Origin of the sequence: Erythrobacter sp. F6033, from assembly GCF_023016005.1 — a bacterium.
Taxonomy (GTDB): Bacteria; Pseudomonadota; Alphaproteobacteria; order Sphingomonadales; family Sphingomonadaceae; genus Erythrobacter.
The window spans coordinates 2,305,471-2,321,710 of the sequence record NZ_JALKAZ010000001.1 but is presented as its reverse complement, the minus strand read 5'-3'; the positions used below and the strand labels follow the sequence as shown (position 1 = coordinate 2,321,710).

The following is a 16,240-nucleotide window of genomic DNA, read 5'->3' as shown; positions in this document are numbered from 1 at the left end:
TCATCTGGAAACCGTTGCCGGTGCAAAAGACATGATGGCTTCGCCAAGCTCTTCGGGCGAACCTGTCAAGCTGACCAATCCTGCTTTTGTTACAGCTCCGGGCATACCCCATACCGCGCTGGTTTCGGCATTCTGCGCGTAGATGGTGCCCCCTTGACTGGCCAGTTCGTTTGCCCCCTCCAATCCGTCTCTGCCCATGCCCGAAAGGATAATTGCAAGCACACGGCCACCGCAGGCGTGTGTGAGGCTGGACAACATTGGATCTACCGACGGCATACAACCGCTCCGCGCGGGATCCGCAGATGTCTTTGTGACCAGACGATCGCCAATCTTCCGCACGATCATATGACCATGACCAGTTGCAATCATGACTTCGCCTCGGCGGATTTCGGCGCCATTCTCGGCAATCACGGTCTTGCGGCCGCAAGCGACCTCGACCTGGCGGGCGAAGACAGGCACGAAAGACGCGGGCAAATGCTGTGTGATCAGGATCGGCAGGTCAAAGTCGGGCGTCATCTGCCGCAGCATCAGATTGAGGGCGTGGATGCCACCAGTCGACGCACCAATGGCGAGGACTTCGGGTTTCTTGCCACGCGGAGCATGTGCACCCTTTGCAGCGGAGGTTTTGTCTTCGGATTCAGAGCCTGATGCTTCTGCTGCTGTTCCACCCAGCGCGCGAATTTTACCGAGAAGCTGCGAGCGATAATCCTCGTTGAACCCGCCGGGACGTGGCTTCAACATAGTTTCGGCCGCACCCATGGAAAGCGCGGTTACGGTCGCTTCTGCACCATCATCGGTCAGGGAAGACACGACAAGAACCTGCGCGCCGCCTGATGTCTCAAGGAGCGCCGGTAGAGCTTCTAGTCCGCCCATACCGGGCATTTCGAGATCAAGGAGGATAACGTCGGCGGGGGTATTCTTAAGCTGGGCAATTGCCCGTTCGGCGCTGCTGGCTGTTCCAGCAATGCTCATTGCCGGATCGCTTTCGACCATGCGCTTGAAGATGGTGCGTACGGTGAGCGAATCGTCCACGATCATCACACGCACTGCGTCGGCCTGAACCGGCTTCGACGGGGTGGTGGAAGTCGGTTCGACCTTTAGTATTCTGCTGGTTCGAGGCGGTTGTGCATTCAAGAGAAGCCAACCAACTGTAGCTTAATCTGCAAAGTCTCGTGATCGAACGGCTTCATGACATATTCGTCTGCACCGGCCTGAATTGCTTCACGAATATGGGCAACGTCGTTTTCAGTCGTGCAGAATACGACTTTTGGTGCATCACCGCCCGGGCGCTGGCGCAGTTGAACGATAAATTCGATACCGGTCATGACAGGCATGTTCCAGTCGAGCAGAACAACATCGGGCATGCTTGCATCACAAGCATCAAGACCCGCTTGACCGTTCTCAGCTTCAGAAACTTCAAAGCCGAGGGTCTCGAGAATATGTCTCGAAACTTTCCGGATGACCCGCGAATCGTCGACTATCAGGCAAGTTTTCATGAAGACCTCTAAATTATTTTCGTATCCTGATACGCCCAAGCCGTAACCAAGGGATTAAGCTGCGTTTGAGAGATCACCCACAATTGATGGTGGACCAGCGATCAGTTCCGCGAGATCGATCAACAATGCGGGGCCGGACGATGTTTCAATCATGCCCGTGGCCACGCGTGACCATTCCGAACCAAAGCCACCGGTAACCTGTGCTGGTTCGCCAATGCTGGTCGTGATGTCTTCAATTGCATCAATGACCAGCGCATAAGAATACCCGTTGATCGAGACGACAGCTGCGCGCGAGTCAGTGTGCCATTCAATCGCAGGGAAACCCAAGGCAAGTCGGCAATCAATCACGGTCAATGCTTGGCTGCGCAGCGCGGTGATGCCCGCGATGAATTCCGGTGTCTGGGGAACAGGGGTAACCTTTCCCAGCTCGATAACCGATTGCACATCATGCGCAGGGAGAGCGCAGCGACGCCCAGCAATCTGGGCCATTACCATCAAATCAGTCATCAGCGACCTCCTCCCGAAGCGCGGGCTTTGTGTAAGGCGGCGACCAGTGCTTCGCGATCGTATCGGTAGATCGTGTCTTCACCCGGTTTCTCTTGTGGCAAATCGCGTAGGCGAATGACCGAGTCAGGCATTGGCATTTCAAGCGCGGCAGCGGCTTCGTACTCTTCTTCAAGCATGATGCAGATTTCGCTGCCGTCATTGCTTGGATCGCTGTTTTCGTCGGCGATATCATACCCTGCTGATGTCACGAGCGGCCCGAGGATTGTCCGTGACCACTCGCTTCCGGGCAAGCGGCAAAGAGGTTTTTGAGTCAATTCAGGAGGTTCGCCGTGCCGTGCGAAAAGCTCATGCCCGTCAATCAAAGAGATTGTTTGATCACCAACAAGGGTGACCGCTTCGATCAGCGGATCATCGCTAACAGGTTTCAGTTTCTCAGTCAGTTCAACGGCATCGTCGATCTCGCGAACGGCATGGAGCAATTCGCAGTCGCCATCGCTCAGCCGGAGCAATCGTATTTTCTCGGACGGGAACGGCCCATCGGGTAGCCCGATCAAAGGAAGTATTGCGTTGTCGATGACTGCCCGCGTGCTTGCGGACGTACGATCAATTGCGGAAACCGGCGCGGTTTCGATCCGTTTGACTAGTTCCAAACGCACGGCACAGCGGCGCCCATCGAAATCAGTGAAGAGCATCGCGCGGCAGACGTCTTTTTCGGTCTGCGTCTCGGCTTCTTCGGCGTTTTGGACCACTCGGCTGCGCGCATCCGATACTAGTCCGTATTCGTCGGCAATATTGGTGACATCAAGCAGCAGAATTGGCTGGCCATCGTCGAGCAAGGTCGATCCGGCATAATAGCCGCTTTGCATGACGGCAGGCGCAAGTGGTTTCACCACAAGATCACCATGCGTATGGATGCGGTCAACGGCGAGAGCGAAGAGATCGCCGGAAGCAAGCCGCAACAAGACCATTGTGTGATCGCCCTCGGCGATATCGTCCGCGTCAAAGCCCAGAACTTGAGCCAGCATTAGGCAGGGCACACGCTGTCCGCGGAAAGTGACCAACGCAGTTTCGCCAACGCGGGTGAAATCGAGCGCCTTGGCTGATGAATGGATGATTTCTTCGACATAGCTTTGCGGAATGGCAAAGCGTTGATCGCCGACCTCGACTGTAAGGCCGGCGATGATGCTGAGGGTCAGCGGGATTTGCAGCGTGAAGAGCGTGCCAACGTCTGGCTGGCTTGAAACCTTAATGCTGCCGCCGACTTTTTGAAGATTCTCGCGAACGACATCCAATCCCACACCGCGACCAGACACGTTGCTGACTTCATCTGCGGTAGAGAAACCGGGCTCAAAGATCAGCTGAAGAATTGCCTCGCGGCTCATGTGAGCGCGCTGTTCTGCGGTGATCAAACCTGTGCTCACGGCCTTGTTGGCGATTTTATCCTCGACAAGCCCGCGACCGTCATCGCTGATGACGATGGAGATTGTGTTGCCTGACTGGCGCGCGGCGATCGAAAGCAATCCGATCTCGCGCTTACCCTTTTTGATACGATCGGATGGCGTTTCCATCCCGTGGTCAATCGCATTGCGAATAATGTGGGTGAGCGGATCGCGCACCATTTCGACCATTTCGCGATCAAGCTCGACATCACCACCTTCCAGATCGACCATCACCTGTTTTCCAAGGTCGGCAGAGAGGTCGCGCACAAGACGGGGAAGGGCGGCGAAAACGGTTTCAATCCGTTGCATCCGCATGCGGGTAATCGCGTCGCGAACGTCGGATAGGATAGTAGTCAGACGCTCAAAAGGGCCGTCAATTGTTGGCTGAGTGCCAGCCTGGCGAAGTCGGTGGCCGAGATCGTTGCGGGCCAAAACCATGTCGGACACACCGCTCATCACCCGGTCGAGCAGGTCGACTGGTAAGCGGATGCTGCGCTGGACAGATGCCGTTCCTTCAGGCCTTTTCGCTGAGACGGTTTCATCCGATGCAGCAGCATTTTCTGGCGTTGCGCTCGCAGGGTCATGTCCGCTGATTTCTTCGACTACGCTTATTTCATCACCAAGATCTATGCCGAGTGCGGCGATTAGAGCCTCATCACCACCATCGGCAAAATCCTCGCCTGCTTCGATGGCATCAACCATCAATGCAATCCGATCAATGATTGCGAGAACTGCGGTTACCAAAGCAGCATCCGGCTCGCGGCGGCCTGCGCGGCAATCGGCCAACGCATCTTCCGCAGCGTGGCTTAGCGCGGCAAGGCGCGGAAAATCGAAAAAGCCGCAATTGCCCTTTACCGTGTGAACAAAGCGGAAGATTGTGTCGACGCGTGCGGTGTCTGAAGGATCAGCTTCCCAGGCGACAATTTCGCCCTCGCTGGCCTCCAGCATCTCACGTGTTTCTGCGACGAAGTCCGTCAGCAGGTCATCCATGGCGCGCATGCCCCCAAAAGAAATACTCTTGGTCTCTCTATGAAGGCGGATGGTTAACGAAGGGTAACGGAGCCGTCATTCCGGCGCGCGCCTATACAAAATGTAGTAGATCAGAATGACGGCAGTCAGCCCGCCAAACAGGTTCGCCGCGAGTTCAGCGGTGTAGATCGCCTCGCTGCCCCAACTGCCTTGGAGCAAAATTGCCACTGGCAGCATCACCAAGAATACACGCAAAGCGGACTGGCCCAGTGCATATCTGGCCCGGTCGACCGAATTCAGGATGCCGTTGGCTACGATCAAAAGGCCAAACCCGGCATATCCCCAGGCAGCAATTTGCAAATAGAGCGCAAATTCTGCGATCACTTCGGGATCTTCGCTGAATAGGTCGGCAAACCATTCTCCGCCGGCGACCATGGCCACGGCGATGCCAAGGCCCCAGATGATGCAAAAACCGCCAGCATACATCGCGGCCTCGCGGGCGCGACCGTACTCCTTCGCGCCCCAATTCTGGCCCACGATCGCTCCGATAGAGCCGGACAAGGCGAGCAGCGGGACGGTTGCGAAACTTTGCAGGCGGCCAGCAGCACCGAACCCGGCGACGGCGGCTTCGCCTTCGAGCGCAACAAGTGCTGTGAGGATTGAAAGCCCGATGGGATTGATCGCATTGGACATGGCAGCGGGCAGACCGACGCTCATGATTGCTTTTGCCGGATCGACAAGGCTGCTTCCTCGAAGTTTGCCGAGATCAATCTGGATGGCTGCCGAGCGGGTCAGAATTAGAGCGACCGCAATACCGACCATCCAGCCTATGATAGTAGCATAGGCAGCGCCTGTTATACCGAAACCTTCAAATCCGAACGCGCCGGTGATTAGGATCGGGTCTAGTACCCAATTAGCGGCAGCATAGCTGATCGAAACGGTGCTGGTCTTGCGCGCTTCCCCTTGCCCGCGCAGCACGCCGTTCAGACCCATGATCGCAAGGATCAGCGGAAAGCCAAGCGCGTATGGCTCCATGTAAAGCCGTATAAGAGGCAATAGATTGTCTGGCGCATTCATAAGCGCGAAGATCGGATTGAGCAGGGCATAAAGCGCAAGGCCCATCACGACCCCGCTGCCGACAGCAAACACGATCCCGAAATTGGCGCGCTGCGCGGCTTTATCGTCATCGCCTTCACCAAGAGCCCGCGCGACGACCGAGTTGATGCCGACCATAACGCCAACGCCTAGGCTGGAAAGAGCAACCGAGATCGGAAAGATGAATGAAATCGCTGCTAGTGCATCGCTTCCAAGTTGTCCGATGAAATAAGCATCGACGAGGCCGATCGACATGATTGCAGCCACGCCCACAATCGCGGGCAAAGTTTGGCCAATCAGATGTCCGGTGATGCTTCCCCGAACGAGCTTTGCCGATGAGTTGTCGGGGGCAGTGTTGTCATCGCTCATTACAAGAGGTCGCCTAGCCGCGCGTCATACCATTGGCAAAGCCAAAACCGCCGAAATGCTTGTGCAGCAGCCCAAGTGCGTGCGATATAGGTTTCAAAGACGAACAGAAACAAAGGATTCCTGATCATGGCAACGCAGCTGAAACCGACAATCGAATGCAGCAAAGAAGAGTGGCAGGCGCGCCTTGATCTCGCCGCTTGTTACCGTATTTTCGATCATCTCGGCTGGTCGGAATCGATCTACAATCACATCTCTTTGAAGGTTCCGGGCGAGGAAGATACGTTCCTGATCAACCCGTTCGGCCTGCTGTATGACGAAGTGACCGCGTCGAACCTCGTGAAGATTGATGTCGAGGGCAACAATGTCGGCCCGTCGCAATATATGGTCAATAAAGCGGGCTTTACTCAGCACGCCTACTTCCACAAACATCTGGGTGACCGAGCAGATGCCATCTGTCACGTCCACACCACCGCAACGATGGCTGTATGCAGCCACGAAGACGGGCTGATGCCGACCAACTTCTATGCCTGCAATTTCCAGGACCAGATCGGCTATCACGATTTTGAAGGCGTGACCGTTCGCGAAGAAGAAGGCGAGCGTCTCGTCGAAAACCTTGGCGATCACACCATCCTGATGCTGCGCAATCACGGTCCAGTAGTGATGGACAAATCGATCCAAGGTATGTTCGTGAAAATGTGGGCGCTTCAGCGTGCTTGCGAAATTCAGGTTGCGACCGTTGGCATGGGTAAGCCCAATGTCGTTCCTCAGGAAGTCGTCGATGTGCATCAGCGTGACCTTTCTGTGATGCAGGCGCAGGGCGGGGCTGGCGTGTTTGATTTCGAAGCGTGGAAGCGCCGGATTGACCGGATCGACACGACCTGGCGCAGCTAATTCAGACCTCAGCACAAACCTAGGATGCGCTTATGCCGCGCATGACCGTGAACAATCGCCCGGTCGAGTTTGATCTCGATGCCGATATGCCGCTGCTTTATGCGTTGCGCGAGGCTGCGAACCTTACGGGCACAAAAAGCTGCGGCGGCGGTGATTGTGTTGGCGCGTGCATGGTGCTGGTCGATGGCACCGCGCTGCGATCCTGTCGGATCACACTGGCCGAGGCCGAAGGGCGCTTCATAACCACGATTGAAGGTTTGAGCCGCGACCGTTCGCATCCCGTGCAGCAGGCGATGGTGGCCGAACAAGCTATCCAGTGCGGTTATTGCACGCCGGGGATTGTGATCGCAGCGGCTGGCTTGCTTCAGCGCAATCCTGCGCCTTCCAAAGAAGAGATCGAAACTGCGATCACCAATCTGTGCCGCTGCGGTGTTTATCCGCGTCTCGTGAGCGCAATCCAGCGCGCAGGGCGCGTTATGCAGCGCGGCGAAAGTATCAGTGCTGCTCCTGCTCCCGGAATCAGCGCAGAGGACGCTGCGGCGAGTGTGCCCGCTTTGCGTCCTCTGCCCGCTGAAACCGAAGACGGTTCCTAGAACCGGCCCGTAATTGCGAACCGCGCATTGAGCGGCGCGCCGACGGTTGCCTGATGTGTCGCATGGCTGTTTGGGAAATACAGCGTGTCGGTCAGGTTCTCGACATTCACCTGCAGGCGGAACTGATCGGTGATGTCGAAGTAAGCTGCCGCATCAACCCGCGTGTAAGCAGGGAGAACGGCACTGTTGCCATTGTCGATGAAGCTTTCATCCTGATGCGTCAGGCCGAAGCCCACGCCAAAGCGGTCTGAGACCTCGATATTGTTCCAGATCGAGAACATGTTTTCCGGCAGTTCGCGCGGGCGCAGGCCGGTCGGTCCGGTGCGGCTCACTTGTTCGCCATCCAGGAAGCTGTAGCCCGCAGAGATGGACCAGCCTTCGGCGACTTTGCCCTGCAACTGCAATTCGAAGCCCTGAATTCGGGAATCGATCACATCCAGCGTCGCAGGGTCATTGTCATTCGGCTGAGGAGAGCTCTGCTCGATCTCGAAGATGGCAGTGGTTAGCGAAAGACCCTGCGCAAAGTCCCACTTTACGCCCGCTTCCAGATTGGTGAAGGTATCCGGCGCCAGAGCATCATTGTCGCCGTTGATATTGGCAAATTGTTCCCCGGAACGCGGCAGGAAGCTTTCCGAATAGCTTGCATAGATTGAAACGTTCTCTTGCGGCTTGATGATGATGCCGCCGCGCGGGGAGAATTCTTCATCCTTGCGCGTGCGGATCTCACTATTCGGGACATTGTTGACGGTGATGTCAAAGCTATCGAAGCGCCCGCCAACAACCACGTTCAACCAATCGGTAAGCTTGATCTCATCTTGAACGTAGAGCGATACGACATCGATTTCGACCTGAGTGAAGTCGTTAAGGTCGGTGAACCCGAAATTGGTGGTCCGGCCATCCGCAAGCGTGCCGGAGAAGCCATTGAATGAAAGAGGGCGCTGCGCGACGAAGTTCGCGCGATCTGGTCTGGTTCGGCCGAAGATATTTGTGTCAGTCGCGCCACCTGCAATCGCAGTAAGATCGGCGAGTGACGTATCGAATTCAGGGTTGAACCGGTCCTGATCGGAAGAGGTGCTGATATACTCAGCGCCGATCAAAAGCGTGTGCTCGATGGCGCCAGTCTCAAATTCACCGACGAGGTTCGCCGAGAAGGTCAGATTTTCGCGTTGAGTTGTGTCGATATAGCCATCGAGCTCAGCGATGTTGGTGACAGGGTCATAATTTGACGCGTAAAAGTTCGAATAAACCTTGTCGTAATCGCCATAGGCACCGCCGGCTGTGATTTTCCAGCCATCCGACAATTGATGACTCAGGTTTGCGCGCAGCAAGTGCGCTTCGAGAGTGGTGAAGTTTTCGCTCGGGTTGCCAAAGACAACATCTTCGAGCGCTTCAACCGGACGGCCATCGGCACCCGTTGGAATGCCGCGATCAATGAAGCGTTCGTGATTGGCGTATTCGTAAGACAGATCGAAAAGCGTATCGTCGCCCAATTCAAACCGCACGGTCGGATTGAACCCGATGCGATCACCGTCATAGAAGTCGCGGTGGTTCGCGAGGCTTTCGTAAGAAGCGTTCAAGCGGACAGCCACGCCTTCACCTGCGGCGAAATTCAGATCGCCCTGAATGCTGGTCTCTCCGAATGTATCGACTGCAATCTGGCCTCCGCCGAATGTCTCGCCGATCACGCCTTTCTTCGTCACACGGTTCAGAATACCGCCGGTGCCACCGCGCCCGAAGAGAAGAGCGTTGGGGCCGCGCAAGATCTCGATCTGCTCAAGGTTATAGAGCCCGCGATAATACTGAACATCGTCGCGGACACCGTCGATGAAGAAGTCTGCGGTTGAACGCACGCCGCGAAACACGATGGCGTCGCGGTGCCCTTCGCCCTGCGATGTGTTCACACCCGGAGTGTAGTCGACGATCTGGCCGATGCTGGTGAAACCGCGTTCAAGGATGTCTTGCTCGGTCGTGATGGTAAGGCTTTGCGGTACATCGATGATCGGCGTGGGCGTCTTGACTGAGTTGATCTGGCTTGATTGGAGCACGTCACCGCGCACTTCGATTTCGCGATCCCCATAATCGACTGCCTCGCCGCTTTCTTCCGACTTGTCTGGCGCCGTCTCCGCGAATGCTGGGAATGCGAAGGTTGCGCAACCTGCGAGCAGAGCAATGCGCGAGAATCGAAGTGTCATTAAAGCATCCCTTTTCGTCCGTTGCATTCTCGCTATTGCAACTTATTCGCAACTGCAAGGGTGAAATTGAGAATTATTCGCAACTTGCGTTGCGTGTGGCGAAACAACATCAATCGCGTTAGGGCGAGGCCACACATTCAAGCGAGGAGCGATCAATGAAGGCAACAATCTGGCACAACCCAAAATGCGGTACTTCCCGCAAGACTTTGGCCATTCTTGAAGAAGCGCCGGGTGTGGATGTGACCGTTGTCGAGTACCTGAAGGCTCCGCCCAGCCGCGAAAAGCTGGCACAGCTGTACAAAGATGCGGGGATCACACCTCAGGAAGGGCTGCGTATTCGCGGTACGGACGCAAAGGAGCGCGGCCTGCCTGATGCTGATGCCGATACTGTCTTGAATGCGATGGCCGCTGAGCCGGTTCTGATTGAACGCCCATTGGTTGAGACTGATAAAGGCGCGGCGCTATGCCGACCACAGGACAAGGTCCACGACCTGCTCTGACTATTCGAAGGTTTCTTTTTCGGTCGTGAGGACCGCATCGCTTGTGAGGCCGCGCCAACCTAGCGCGAACACGGCCAGACACAGCGCGATGATAAGGCCAAAGCCAAGCCAGTCATCGATGTTGTAGAGCCAGACACCAAGCGCGGGCGCGTAGATAAAGCTTGCCCCGGCAACACTTGCCACGACACCAGAGGCTTGGCCTTGTTCGGCCCGTGTCACGGCGAGCGATGTGCCTGCTGTGGTCCCAGGGCGGAACAGACCGAAGCCCAATGAGGCAATGGAATAGCCAAGCGCAATCTGGTGCAATTCCTGAGCAGCGCCAAGAATTGCGGTGCCCACGGCGGCAACAAGGATACCGGATAGCGTCGCCACTCGCGGACCCATATTGAAGCGCGGGATCAGGCCCCATTGCGCGAGTAGCGTTGCTAAGGCCCCGAACATTAGAACGAGCCCGACAGGCCCTGCACCTTCGGCTGGTGCGTCGCGTAGGCCGAGGCGATCCAGAACCAGAAACCCTGAAATGCCAAGGATCATGGCCTGTGCATGGCCGCCCACAAGACCGGCGATCACCCATGGACGAAGCCTAGGCTCAAACCATTTCAGGTTCCGGACAGGGATTTCATCTCCGTCGAGCTCCTCATCGTGACTTGTATCGCTCGGCGCACCCGATCCGCTTGCATAAGGTGTTGTTTGGCCTCTGGCGGCAAATTGTGGCTCATCATTGGGAAGCCGTAGCCGCAGCACGATCAATGCGGCCAGCCCAACAAGCGCGAAACAGATGAATGGACCCGTCAGGCCCAAGCCCAAGAATGGGAATACCATTAAGGGCGCAAGGGCCGGGCCGATGACTGTGCCAAGACCAAAGCTGGAGGCGATCAATGACAGCGCCCGAGTTCTATCTGCACGGGGTGTTCGAGAGGCGACATAAGCTTGGACGGCTGGAGGTGCAGCGCTGCCAAAGCCGCCATAGAGGCTGCGCGCTGCGGCGAACGCGATCAATGCCCAGAATGCCGTAAGCCAGCCCGACAGGCCCGCCCAAAGCGCCGCCCCGCAAAGCGCCATTGATACCACGAACCCGACTAGACCCAGCGCCATCATCGCTTTGCGCCCGCGTTTGTCAGACCGGCGGGCCCAGATCGGGGCACAAACGACCCAGAGAAGCGCTGACCAGCTGTAAGCAAGGCTGATCCAGACATCGCTGACTTCTAAAGCGGTCCCGATGGACGGCATTACCGATTGCATTGCGGTGTTGCCTGCCGCCGTCACGAGCATGACAGTAAACAGCAAAGCCATTCGGCCATTGGAAATAGCCTTGGCGGAGACATCAGCTGGTTGATCTTGTAGGTGGGCCATCTCGGCAAACCGCTAAGCCACCGCATTGCCACTTGCAAACGGATATCCCGTCTGCGACTTGGCCTTACGTAGGGTAAAACAAATTGGGGTCGCACCCATAGGAGAAATGATGACAGGCAATATTTCAGCAATCGGCAAACGTTTGGGGCTGCGCTCACGCTGGCGCCGATACGCCGATCAATGGTCTGTTTTCTTCCGTGGTTTCGTTGAGCATCCGCGTATGGTGGGGTCGATCATTCCCTCATCTCGCTTCACAATCGCAAAGATGCTGCAACCGGTCGATTGGGGCACTTGCGAGGTGTTTGTCGAGTATGGACCGGGCGCTGGTACATTCTGCCACCCTGTGTTGGAGAAGCTGCGCGGCGATGCGGTGTTGATCGTGATCGACACAAATCCGCTCTACATCGATTACCTGACCCGCACGATCCGCGACAAACGCTTTCATGCGGTTCTTGGTTCGGCAGAAAATGTTGAGCAGATTCTGGCCGATCTTGGCGTCGAAAAAGCGGACTATGTCTTGTCTGGTCTGCCGTTCTCAACTCTGCCTAGCGGCGTGGCGCCGGAAATCGCAGAGGCCACTCACACCGTTCTAAAGCCAGGCGGCGGCTTTTTGGCCTATCAATTCACTTCAGCTGTGCGCGATGAATCCAAACCATTCTTCGAACGCATTGACGAAGGCTTCGAGTGGCTCAACATCCTTCCATGCAAGCTGTATTGGGCTTGGAAAGCGCGCTGACCCTTATTCAAAGGTAGAGGTGACTTCTGCCTCGTTCGGCCCAGCAAGCTGGCTGTAAATCGAAACCGCCAACGCGCACTGAACGATGCCGACGATGATCGCCAGTATTCCATTGCTGATGCCGAGTATCAGTTTGGACGCGATGCCCGACCCTGCCATTGCTGCGAAGACACCGATCGCGCCGCTTACGAGCAGCAGGATCACGATGTAGGCGATGACCAATATTCCCCAGAACGCCATCACCCGCCATTGCTGCGGGCCGGTCAGATCCCAAGACCGCTTCATCGCGCGAAACGGATTAAGCGTGGCCTCGATCATCACGACTGGCATTGTGAGAGAAAACCGGGTTGCTAGGAATATCGCGACCAGCAAAATCATAACCGGTGCGATAGCCCCGATGGCCGTTACCCCGGTAGCTGCAGCCAGCAACGCAAAAGGGATGACGACCGCAACGCTGGCCAGCATATATGCGACCATAAAAAGAATGAATGCCGCAATGATGCTTGGCACGGACTTCGCGCCAGCTCCCAGTGCCTGTCCAACAGTCGGACGATCTCCGCCCATCAGGCCGACCATAGCGTTGTAGCCAACGAATTGGATCAACATGATGGGGAGCATCCAGCCCAAAATAGGCGTGAACAGCTCGGCCATCTGTTCCGGCGTCATATCAGGGTTCGCCGTGGGATCGGCCAATGTCGCCATGTCAGGAATCATCAGATAAATCGCCACCGTGGGCAGCATCAGAAATATTCCTGCGATCACCACTAGAAGAGAAAAATTCTCGCGGGCCAAAACCATCGCGCGCGACCAAGCGGCGTTCATATCGAATGTCATGCGGATCCCCTATGCGCGCGCCATAAATGCCAGCGGCGCTTATCCCTTGATATCGGAATGCAATGCCCCCACCAAGACCCTATGGCAAGTTCCGCTCCAGACACATCCACCATCCGTCCGATCGAATGGCGGTGCGAAAATGCGCAGGTCCCGTATCGCAGGGCGCTTTCGGAAATGGAGACACGCAACGCGGCAGTTTCTGCTGGCGAAGCGGATGAGTTGATCTGGATGTTAGAACATCCGCCAGTCTACACCGCCGGAACCAGCGCTGATATCAGCGAACTGGTCGATCCGCGCTTTGAAGTGATCGAGGCGGGACGCGGGGGGCGATACACCTATCATGGACCAGGCCAGCGGGTCGGCTATCTGATGCTTGATCTCAATAAGCGCGGCAAGGACGTGCGCTGTTTTGTCCATTCGATCGAGGGCTGGGTGATCGACACGCTCGCCGATTTCGGGGTCGAAGCATGGCGGGCCGAAGGGCGCGTGGGCATTTGGACGCAGGACATTGACGGGCGTGAGGCCAAGATTGGAGCCATTGGCGTGCGAGTGCGGCGCTGGGTTACGATGCACGGTTTTTCCGTGAACCTTGATCCTGACCTTTCGCATTTCGGCGGGATCGTACCGTGCGGGATCGATGAGTTTGGCGTCACCAGTCTTGCAAAGCTGGGCAAGGCTGTGACGCAGGATGAATGGGACGAGGCCTTGATGGCACGTTCACAGGAATTTCTTGACGCGCTTGCCAAAACCGGGCGAGGAGCCTGCGCAACATGACGTACAGACCACTCTTTGCTCTCGCCCCTTTGGCACTTCTCGCTGCGTGCGGCGATCCTGAACCCGCTGGAGAAACCGCAACCGAACAAGGCGGCGCGGCAACTGGTGAAGTATTGGGCGGCTCGATCAGCGACGATATGATCCCGCTGGATCAGCTCACATCGACATCCCCGCCAGCCGAGCCCACTGCATCAAGCGACGGCGACAGTTCGAGTAGGACAAGTGCTCCTGCAGCCGAGCAAGAACCTGACGCGGAAAGCCAAGAGGCCGAGCCAGCTTCCGCTGACCCGGCCCCTCCTGTTGCTGCGCCTCTGGAAGAGTAAGTTCAGGCCGCGTTGGCCGCAGCCTGCTCTTCTTCCATCGTCGGATAATCGATGTAGCCTTCCGGAATAGGGAAGTACCAACTCTTCGGCACATTCGTGTTTGGGTTGAATTCCGCGCCTGCCGCGATCCGCTTTTCCAGATCAGGGTTGGAGATATACGGACGGCCAAAGCTGACCGCTTCGCAGCGACCGCTTGTTACGTCATCATCGGCTTCTTGTGCGCTGTAGTCAGAGTTCAGGATCAGTGGGCCGGTGTAGTTCGCGCGGATCACATGGTCCTGCTTGGGAACATCGGTGCGGCCGAAAGTGCCGTCTGGTCCTGGCTGGCGCAGTTCTACGAAAGCCAGACCCAGCTCTTCGCAAACCTTGGCCGCCGCGCCAAAGGTTGCCTCGGGATTGCTATCGTCTGCGCCTTGAGAATCGCCGTTGGGCGAAAGACGGATGCCAACGCGGTCCGCGCCCCATACGTCGATAATCGCTTCGAGCACTTCGCGCATAAAGCGCGTGCGGTTCTCCGGTGATCCGCCATAGTTGTCGGTGCGCAGGTTCGTGTTGTCGCGCAGGAACTGGTCGATCAGGTATCCGTTTGCGCCGTGCAATTGCACACCGTCAAACCCTGCCTTTTTGGCGTTTTCCGCAGCGCGGCGATAATCGCCGATCGTTCGCTCGATGTCTTCCTGCGTCATTTCACGAGCGGTCGCATATTCCTGTTTGCCGACGGGCGTGTGCGCTTCGCCCGGCGCCTTGGTCGCGCTGGCTGAGAATGGTGCTTCGCCCCCGAGGAAGTGCGGATGAACGATCCGGCCCATATGCCACAGTTGCATTACGATCAGGCCGCCTTTTTCGTGCACAGCTTTGACGATTGGTTTCCATGCCTCGGTCTGCTCGTCGCTCCAAATACCCGGGGCCGATGGCCAGCCAAGCCCTTCGACGCTGATGCCCGTTGCCTCCGTCAGGATCATGCCCGCGCCCGCGCGCTGCTCGTAATAGGTCTGCATCATCGCGTTGGGCGTGAACATCGGATCAGCAGCGCGGCCGCGCGTCAGCGGGGCCATAAAGATGCGGTTCTTCGCCTCAAGCGCGCCCATCGTGAGCGGCTGGAACAGAACGTCATGCATGGGCGGAAATCCTCTTTTCAGTTTCGATTGGCTATTCACTTGGCGTTGATCGGGTTAGTGCGCAAGCATGGAAAATGACGGCACCTCCCAAGAAAAGCTGTTTGATTGGAAGGCGGCGCTGCTGCTTGCCGCGCTGCTTTGCGGGAATGTTGCCCTTGCTTTGGGGCCGTGGCTGGTGCGCCTGACCGATACAGGACCCGTAAGTGCAGCATTCTGGCGGCTATTTCTGGCGCTGCCGTTTCTCGTCGTCTTTGCACATATGGCGGGACAGAAATTGTCCGGCATGCCGCGAAAGACACTGGTGCTGGTCGCGATTGGCGCGTTTGCTTTCGCGGGAGACCTTGCCAGTTGGCATATTGGGATCGGCATGACGCGGCTGGGCAATGCGACCCTGTTCGGCAATGCCGGGTCTATCATCCTATTGTTCTGGGGCTTCATCATCGCTCGGGCACTGCCACGCGGGGCCGAGTGGCTGGCGATCGTCTGTGCGTTGGCAGGCGCGGGTATCTTGCTGGGGCGGAGTCTCGAGATTTCCGCTGAGACATTCGCGGGCGACCTGTTCTGTATCACAGCCGGACTGCTCTACGCGGTGTATCTGCTCACACTGCAAGGGGAGCGGGCTCGGTTCGGATCGTGGAGCCTGCTGGTGTGGGTGAGCATTTTTGCGGCACCCGTATTGTTGGTGCTCGCACTGGCGCTGGGAGAACCCGTCTGGCCAACCAATTGGACGCCGATTGTTGCGCTATTCATTACGAGCCAACTGATCGGGCAGGGGCTGCTAGTCTATTCACTAGGCCACTTCCCGCCGCTTGTGATCGGTCTCGCACTGCTAACGCAACCCGCGATTGCGGCGGTGATCGGGTATAGCGTGTTTGGCGAGGTGCTTACTCCGCTCGATATTGGCGGGATGGTGCTGTTGGGGAGTGCGCTGGTGGTGGCGCGGGCTACGCAGAGGAAGAATGCGAAGCATCGACTATGAGACTATCGAACCCAGCTGCACAACTATCGCGACAGACGTGCCAGAAAGAAAGAATGGCCACCGACATTGGAG

At 57.0% G+C, this 16,240-nt stretch carries 16 protein-coding genes; 7 read left to right on the top strand and 9 right to left on the bottom strand.

All coding sequences use genetic code 11. The features are described 5' to 3' along the window. The 5 genes from cheB to MWU39_RS11110 form a co-directional block, all read right to left on the bottom strand. Positions 1–1,038: a chemotaxis-specific protein-glutamate methyltransferase CheB gene (gene cheB, locus MWU39_RS11130; protein WP_247160368.1), complete on the bottom strand. Its 1,038-nt coding sequence runs from the start codon at positions 1,036–1,038 to the stop codon at positions 1–3. Positions 1,039–1,130: 92 nt separating this feature from the next. Then, the gene (locus MWU39_RS11125; RefSeq protein WP_247160075.1) at positions 1,131–1,496 is read right to left on the bottom strand and encodes a response regulator; all 366 of its coding nucleotides are present in this window, start codon (positions 1,494–1,496) and stop codon (positions 1,131–1,133) included. 54 nt (positions 1,497–1,550) lie between these two features. Continuing rightward, positions 1,551–2,003: a chemotaxis protein CheW gene (locus MWU39_RS11120; protein ID WP_247160074.1), complete on the bottom strand. Its 453-nt coding sequence runs from the start codon at positions 2,001–2,003 to the stop codon at positions 1,551–1,553. Then, the gene (locus MWU39_RS11115) at positions 2,003–4,441 is read right to left on the bottom strand and encodes a chemotaxis protein CheA (protein ID WP_247160073.1); all 2,439 of its coding nucleotides are present in this window, start codon (positions 4,439–4,441) and stop codon (positions 2,003–2,005) included. The genes MWU39_RS11120 and MWU39_RS11115 overlap by 1 nt, the downstream gene beginning before the upstream one ends. A gap of 66 nt (positions 4,442–4,507) precedes the next feature. Then, positions 4,508–5,875: an MATE family efflux transporter gene (locus MWU39_RS11110; protein ID WP_247160072.1), complete on the bottom strand. Its 1,368-nt coding sequence runs from the start codon at positions 5,873–5,875 to the stop codon at positions 4,508–4,510. Between the two features lie 126 nt (positions 5,876–6,001). On the opposite strand from MWU39_RS11110, the gene MWU39_RS11105 reads away from it, so the two are divergent. Further along, positions 6,002–6,766, top strand: a complete 765-nt coding sequence (locus MWU39_RS11105) for a class II aldolase/adducin family protein (protein ID WP_247160071.1) — start codon at positions 6,002–6,004, stop codon at positions 6,764–6,766. A gap of 32 nt (positions 6,767–6,798) precedes the next feature. Next, the gene (locus tag MWU39_RS11100) at positions 6,799–7,359 is read left to right on the top strand and encodes a (2Fe-2S)-binding protein (protein ID WP_247160070.1); all 561 of its coding nucleotides are present in this window, start codon (positions 6,799–6,801) and stop codon (positions 7,357–7,359) included. Here the strand turns inward: MWU39_RS11100 and MWU39_RS11095 are convergent. Further along, entirely contained in the window at positions 7,356–9,551 is a 2,196-nt protein-coding gene (locus MWU39_RS11095) for a TonB-dependent siderophore receptor (protein ID WP_247160068.1), read from the bottom strand. The two genes, MWU39_RS11100 and MWU39_RS11095, sit on opposite strands and share 4 nt — an antisense overlap. Before the next feature lie 155 nt (positions 9,552–9,706). Here MWU39_RS11095 and arsC point away from each other — a divergent pair, with 155 nt between their 5' ends. After that, the gene (gene arsC, locus MWU39_RS11090) at positions 9,707–10,051 is read left to right on the top strand and encodes an arsenate reductase (glutaredoxin) (protein ID WP_247160067.1); all 345 of its coding nucleotides are present in this window, start codon (positions 9,707–9,709) and stop codon (positions 10,049–10,051) included. Here the strand turns inward: arsC and MWU39_RS11085 are convergent, their stop codons facing one another. Next, positions 10,052–11,404 carry an MFS transporter gene (locus tag MWU39_RS11085; RefSeq protein ID WP_247160065.1) on the bottom strand — a complete coding sequence of 451 codons (1,353 nt, stop codon included), beginning with the start codon at positions 11,402–11,404 and terminating at the stop codon, positions 10,052–10,054. A 106-nt stretch (positions 11,405–11,510) separates the two neighbouring features. Between MWU39_RS11085 and MWU39_RS11080 the strand changes: the two genes are divergently transcribed. After that, positions 11,511–12,140 carry a methyltransferase gene (locus MWU39_RS11080; protein WP_247160064.1) on the top strand — a complete coding sequence of 210 codons (630 nt, stop codon included), beginning with the start codon at positions 11,511–11,513 and terminating at the stop codon, positions 12,138–12,140. A gap of 3 nt (positions 12,141–12,143) precedes the next feature. Here the strand turns inward: MWU39_RS11080 and MWU39_RS11075 are convergent, their stop codons facing one another. Beyond that, positions 12,144–12,974 carry a hypothetical protein gene (locus MWU39_RS11075; RefSeq protein WP_247160063.1) on the bottom strand — a complete coding sequence of 277 codons (831 nt, stop codon included), beginning with the start codon at positions 12,972–12,974 and terminating at the stop codon, positions 12,144–12,146. 81 nt (positions 12,975–13,055) lie between these two features. Between MWU39_RS11075 and lipB the strand changes: the two genes are divergently transcribed. Then, positions 13,056–13,748, top strand: coding sequence for a lipoyl(octanoyl) transferase LipB (lipB, locus tag MWU39_RS11070; protein ID WP_247160061.1), 693 nt, complete (start codon positions 13,056–13,058; stop codon positions 13,746–13,748). Then, positions 13,745–14,071: a hypothetical protein gene (locus MWU39_RS11065; RefSeq protein WP_247160060.1), complete on the top strand. Its 327-nt coding sequence runs from the start codon at positions 13,745–13,747 to the stop codon at positions 14,069–14,071. The genes lipB and MWU39_RS11065 overlap by 4 nt, the downstream gene beginning before the upstream one ends. Positions 14,072–14,073: 2 nt before the next feature. Here the strand turns inward: MWU39_RS11065 and MWU39_RS11060 are convergent, their stop codons facing one another. Next, positions 14,074–15,189 (bottom strand): alkene reductase, encoded by a 1,116-nt coding sequence (locus MWU39_RS11060; RefSeq protein ID WP_247160059.1) that lies wholly within the window; start codon positions 15,187–15,189, stop codon positions 14,074–14,076. Between the two features lie 67 nt (positions 15,190–15,256). Here MWU39_RS11060 and MWU39_RS11055 point away from each other — a divergent pair, with 67 nt between their 5' ends. Then, complete coding sequence (locus MWU39_RS11055) at positions 15,257–16,168, top strand: DMT family transporter (RefSeq protein WP_247160058.1); 912 nt, start codon at positions 15,257–15,259, stop codon at positions 16,166–16,168. Positions 16,169–16,240: the final 72 nt, after the last annotated feature.

Excerpts from the sequence above, each read along its gene's own strand:
- cheB (WP_247160368.1), bottom strand. The coding sequence starts at position 1,038 with ATGATCGTGGACGATTCGCTCACCGTACGCACCATCTTCAAGCGCATG.
- MWU39_RS11125 (WP_247160075.1), bottom strand. The coding sequence starts at position 1,496 with ATGAAAACTTGCCTGATAGTCGACGATTCGCGGGTCATCCGGAAAGTT.
- MWU39_RS11120 (WP_247160074.1), bottom strand. The coding sequence starts at position 2,003 with ATGACTGATTTGATGGTAATGGCCCAGATTGCTGGGCGTCGCTGCGCT.
- MWU39_RS11115 (WP_247160073.1), bottom strand. The coding sequence starts at position 4,441 with ATGCGCGCCATGGATGACCTGCTGACGGACTTCGTCGCAGAAACACGT.
- MWU39_RS11110 (WP_247160072.1), bottom strand. The coding sequence starts at position 5,875 with ATGAGCGATGACAACACTGCCCCCGACAACTCATCGGCAAAGCTCGTT.
- MWU39_RS11105 (WP_247160071.1), top strand. The coding sequence starts at position 6,002 with ATGGCAACGCAGCTGAAACCGACAATCGAATGCAGCAAAGAAGAGTGG.
- MWU39_RS11100 (WP_247160070.1), top strand. The coding sequence starts at position 6,799 with ATGCCGCGCATGACCGTGAACAATCGCCCGGTCGAGTTTGATCTCGAT.
- MWU39_RS11095 (WP_247160068.1), bottom strand. The coding sequence starts at position 9,551 with ATGACACTTCGATTCTCGCGCATTGCTCTGCTCGCAGGTTGCGCAACC.
- arsC (WP_247160067.1), top strand. The coding sequence starts at position 9,707 with ATGAAGGCAACAATCTGGCACAACCCAAAATGCGGTACTTCCCGCAAG.
- MWU39_RS11085 (WP_247160065.1), bottom strand. The coding sequence starts at position 11,404 with ATGGCCCACCTACAAGATCAACCAGCTGATGTCTCCGCCAAGGCTATT.
- MWU39_RS11080 (WP_247160064.1), top strand. The coding sequence starts at position 11,511 with ATGATGACAGGCAATATTTCAGCAATCGGCAAACGTTTGGGGCTGCGC.
- MWU39_RS11075 (WP_247160063.1), bottom strand. The coding sequence starts at position 12,974 with ATGACATTCGATATGAACGCCGCTTGGTCGCGCGCGATGGTTTTGGCC.
- lipB (WP_247160061.1), top strand. The coding sequence starts at position 13,056 with ATGGCAAGTTCCGCTCCAGACACATCCACCATCCGTCCGATCGAATGG.
- MWU39_RS11065 (WP_247160060.1), top strand. The coding sequence starts at position 13,745 with ATGACGTACAGACCACTCTTTGCTCTCGCCCCTTTGGCACTTCTCGCT.
- MWU39_RS11060 (WP_247160059.1), bottom strand. The coding sequence starts at position 15,189 with ATGCATGACGTTCTGTTCCAGCCGCTCACGATGGGCGCGCTTGAGGCG.
- MWU39_RS11055 (WP_247160058.1), top strand. The coding sequence starts at position 15,257 with ATGGAAAATGACGGCACCTCCCAAGAAAAGCTGTTTGATTGGAAGGCG.